This window comes from Empedobacter sp. UBA3239 (assembly GCF_002362875.1).
Classification (GTDB): domain Bacteria; phylum Bacteroidota; class Bacteroidia; order Flavobacteriales; family Weeksellaceae; genus Empedobacter; species Empedobacter falsenii_B.
On sequence record NZ_DEVJ01000010.1, the window covers coordinates 1 to 3341 of the forward strand.

The following is a 3341-nucleotide window of genomic DNA, read 5'->3' on the forward strand; positions in this document are numbered from 1 at the left end:
ATAGCGAATCAATGCTCTGTCGCTATTGATATTATTCAAATAACCCACTAACAATATTTTAAAAAACACCACAGGATCTATACTTTCTTGACCTTGAGTACCGTAATAATGCCGGGTTTGGGCATATAGGAAACGCCAATCCAATTCCTGGTCAATACGGCGGTAGAAATTATCCTCAGGCACCAAAGCATCTAAACTGAGATGGTAAAAAAGTTGGGGCGAAAATTGTTTTCTTCCTTGGATGGAAATTATAAATTTATCTCTAATTTAACACTTAATCGCTTGATATAAAAATATTTAATCAGTTATTTCACATTAGATTTTATTAAATTATTTAGACGCCCAATGAGTTGTGCAACAGGTACATGGGTTTTGCAAGATGCGGGGTTGAAGGAAATCTCAGAAATATTCTAAAAAGTACCCGCAAAAAACTTTTCCATTTTTTAGTATTTTCGTAATTTTAAAAAATGGAAAAAGTTTTTGCTAGCGTTTGGTTATATCTTGAAATTTCGTTTGCAGTAGCCCGCACCTCGCAAAGCCCTTTTCCGTTGGTTGCAATTTGTAATCTAAAAAATGGAAGTGCTTTAGAATATAAAGTATTTGGAATCAAACCAATAAGAGTTTCTGTGGTTGACCAACAAAACAATATAAATTGGACAGACATAAATTTACAAAAAAACCAAACTTATTACTTTAATATAAAAGCAAGATTGCCAAGAGCTTTAGGTTTTAAATTGGAAGTTTTAGACAAACCTTTAAAAGACGGGAAAATTAACCAAAAAGATTTTATTGCACTTACTGATGTTGGTATTCTAAACAATATTGCTCAAAGTGAAAAAGGTGATACTGATTGGACGTATGATAAATTAGTTCAACATTGAGAACAAAATGGAATTTCTGATATAGAAGGAATTTTCGAACGAATTTCTGCACAAATTGAGTATAAACTTGCTGTGTTGAAAGAAAACAACAATTACAAGGTTATTTATTTAGCAGGAGCAAGAGGAACAGGTTGGAATGAAGGAGATATAAAAGCTGAATTACAAAAAACAGCTCAATTTGGAATTTTCAAATCAGGTTGGTATATGCTTAACAAAGCTTATAATAAAGATGTCATTATTACCTTTGAAAATGCTTCAATGAAAACCATTTCTGAAACAGGAAGTGGACAAGATATTTATTTAAAAATGTATCCGACTTACGATGAAAACAACACTTCGACTACTGTTGCAAGTTCTTGGAAATCTACAGGAACAGGATTTTTTATCGACAAAAAAGGCTACATAACCACTAACTACCACGTAATCAAGAATGCCAAAGAAATAGAAATTAACCACAATTATAAATCATACACTGCTAAAGTCATTATTTCTGACGAACAAAACGATTTAGCTATTCTGAAAATCGTTGATAATTCATTTGTTCCGTTGAGTTTACTAAACTATAATTTCAAAACCGATTTGGCTGATGTCGGAACTTCTGTTTTTGCATTAGGTTTTCCACTTACTCAAATTATGGGAGAAGAAATTAAATACACAGATGGCAAAATCAGCTCAAAATCAGGATTTAAAGGAAGTATAACCACTTATCAAATCTCTGTTCCAATTCAACCAGGAAACAGTGGTGGTCCTTTGTTTGATGAAAGTGGAAATTTAGTTGGAATTACATCTTCGGGAATTAACAAAACGATTGCTGACAATGCAAATTATGCTATCAAGACAAAATATTTAAGTATGCTTGTTGATGAAATTGATGACAAAATAGAATTACCCAATTCAGGTTTAAATAACTTATCAACTCTTCAAGACAAGATAAAAATTTTGTCAAACTACGTGGTTTATATCAAAGTGAAATAATTAATGTGGTATAAAAAAGAACTTCCCAGCGAAATTAACAATCGGGATTTAGATAAATTGACAGCTTATATTGATCATTCATATTCTGATATGAATTTAGTCGGTCAATATGAAAATGCCGTAGATATTTTGATAAATCAAATCATAGAAGAAAAACATAGAGTTGATACTATCGCACATCCTTTACTCTATTTGATGAGACATTCAATAGAATTAGGTCTAAAAGAGAATATAAAGTACTTGAAAAAATATAGCAAATTGCCTATTTTAAAAAGTAAAACCCATACTTTAAGCGATTTGTTTTCAGAATTTGAAAAACATTACAGTAAAATCGCAATTGAAAATAATTTTGAAATCGAACTAAAGGAAGAATATAACAAATACACTTCTGACTTAAAAGATGTTATCACCGTTCTTGGAGAAGAAGCAAGTTCATTCAGATATGTTTATACAACTGACGGAAAAAAAGTTTTTGCAAATTCAGAAACTATCAATGTTTATGAGCTAAAGAAAAAATATGATAATTCATTAGTTTTCATAACTCACACAGCCGATGCAATCTCACCATATACAGATTATATTGATTATCTAAACTTTAACAAAAATATAAAAAACGATGGTCTTGGTTTTGTGAGATATTGCTTTGACAAATATCAAAAAGATTGGCTAATTGAAAAACTAAACGAAAAACATAAAGTTGTAATAGAAAAAAGTATTTGGTTTGACGAAGAAGAAAAGTATTTTTTGCATCTGAAAATAGCAAATAAAAAATGTTATGTCATTCCAATGAAAAAATAATTTACTATCTTTGCACTATGAATAAGGTTACAATCAATAAGGACAAAATTATCAAATCTGTAGCGAAAATGCTTTCAGATAAGGAAGTTGTACGTTCTTATATGAAAGGAAAAACCTCGAAGAACACTCTTTCCAAAAAAGGCATTAAACTTGCGAAACCATTATAACTACGCTTTTGACAATATAACAAACACGTACAATTTCACAACTAAAAACAATATTTTGTATCGTGTAGCTTTTGTTGTAGATGAAACATTTAGTGCTGTTTCAAACGAAGAAATTCCTAATATTTTCCAATTAGTAATAGACAAAGCAAGTGACGAACTTGAACCTTATGACGCAAAAGTTTCAAGAACCATTGAAGATATTGTAGAGCGTTTTTTTCATAATGCACTTAATTCAATGATTTATGTTTGTTCAGACGAAGACGATAAAGCAAAAACTCGTTTTAAAGTTTTCGACAGGTGGTACAAAAAGTCTGATTACAAAGAATTTATTGTAAAAATAGACAATATCATTCAGTTCAAAATATCTCAAACTGAAACACAAAAGTTATATACTTCATTTATGTTTCATCAAGATAACCCAACTCGTCAAAAATTAGTGGAAATCTATAACCAAATAGAAAAAACACTAAACGAAGAAAAATAAAAACTACCGCTAACATTGGTAACTGTTGCACAACTC

The 3341-nt window shown here is 30.3% G+C and carries 6 protein-coding genes; 5 read left to right on the forward strand and 1 reads right to left on the reverse strand.

The window, feature by feature from the left end; all coding sequences use genetic code 11:
- A partial coding sequence (locus B4G36_RS01145; RefSeq protein WP_422653349.1) for a transposase occupies window positions 1-243 on the reverse strand: 243 nt, incomplete at its 3' end.
- Window positions 244-467: 224 nt separating this feature from the next.
- Between B4G36_RS01145 and B4G36_RS01150 the strand changes: the two genes are divergently transcribed.
- From B4G36_RS01150 to B4G36_RS01170, 5 genes are all read left to right on the forward strand, one after another.
- Window positions 468-881 carry a hypothetical protein gene (locus tag B4G36_RS01150; protein WP_291061349.1) on the forward strand — a complete coding sequence of 138 codons (414 nt, stop codon included), beginning with the start codon at window positions 468-470 and terminating at the stop codon, window positions 879-881.
- Between the two features lie 75 nt (window positions 882-956).
- Window positions 957-1856 (forward strand): S1C family serine protease, encoded by a 900-nt coding sequence (locus B4G36_RS01155; RefSeq protein ID WP_291061351.1) that lies wholly within the window; start codon window positions 957-959, stop codon window positions 1854-1856.
- Window positions 1857-1859: 3 nt separating this feature from the next.
- Window positions 1860-2654: a hypothetical protein gene (locus B4G36_RS01160; protein ID WP_291061353.1), complete on the forward strand. Its 795-nt coding sequence runs from the start codon at window positions 1860-1862 to the stop codon at window positions 2652-2654.
- Window positions 2655-2671: 17 nt separating this feature from the next.
- On the forward strand, window positions 2672-2821 hold the full coding sequence (locus B4G36_RS01165; RefSeq protein WP_291061355.1) for a hypothetical protein: 150 nt from the start codon (window positions 2672-2674) through the stop codon (window positions 2819-2821).
- 55 nt (window positions 2822-2876) lie between these two features.
- On the forward strand, window positions 2877-3305 hold the full coding sequence (locus tag B4G36_RS01170) for a DUF6169 family protein (RefSeq protein WP_291061357.1): 429 nt from the start codon (window positions 2877-2879) through the stop codon (window positions 3303-3305).
- Window positions 3306-3341: the final 36 nt, after the last annotated feature.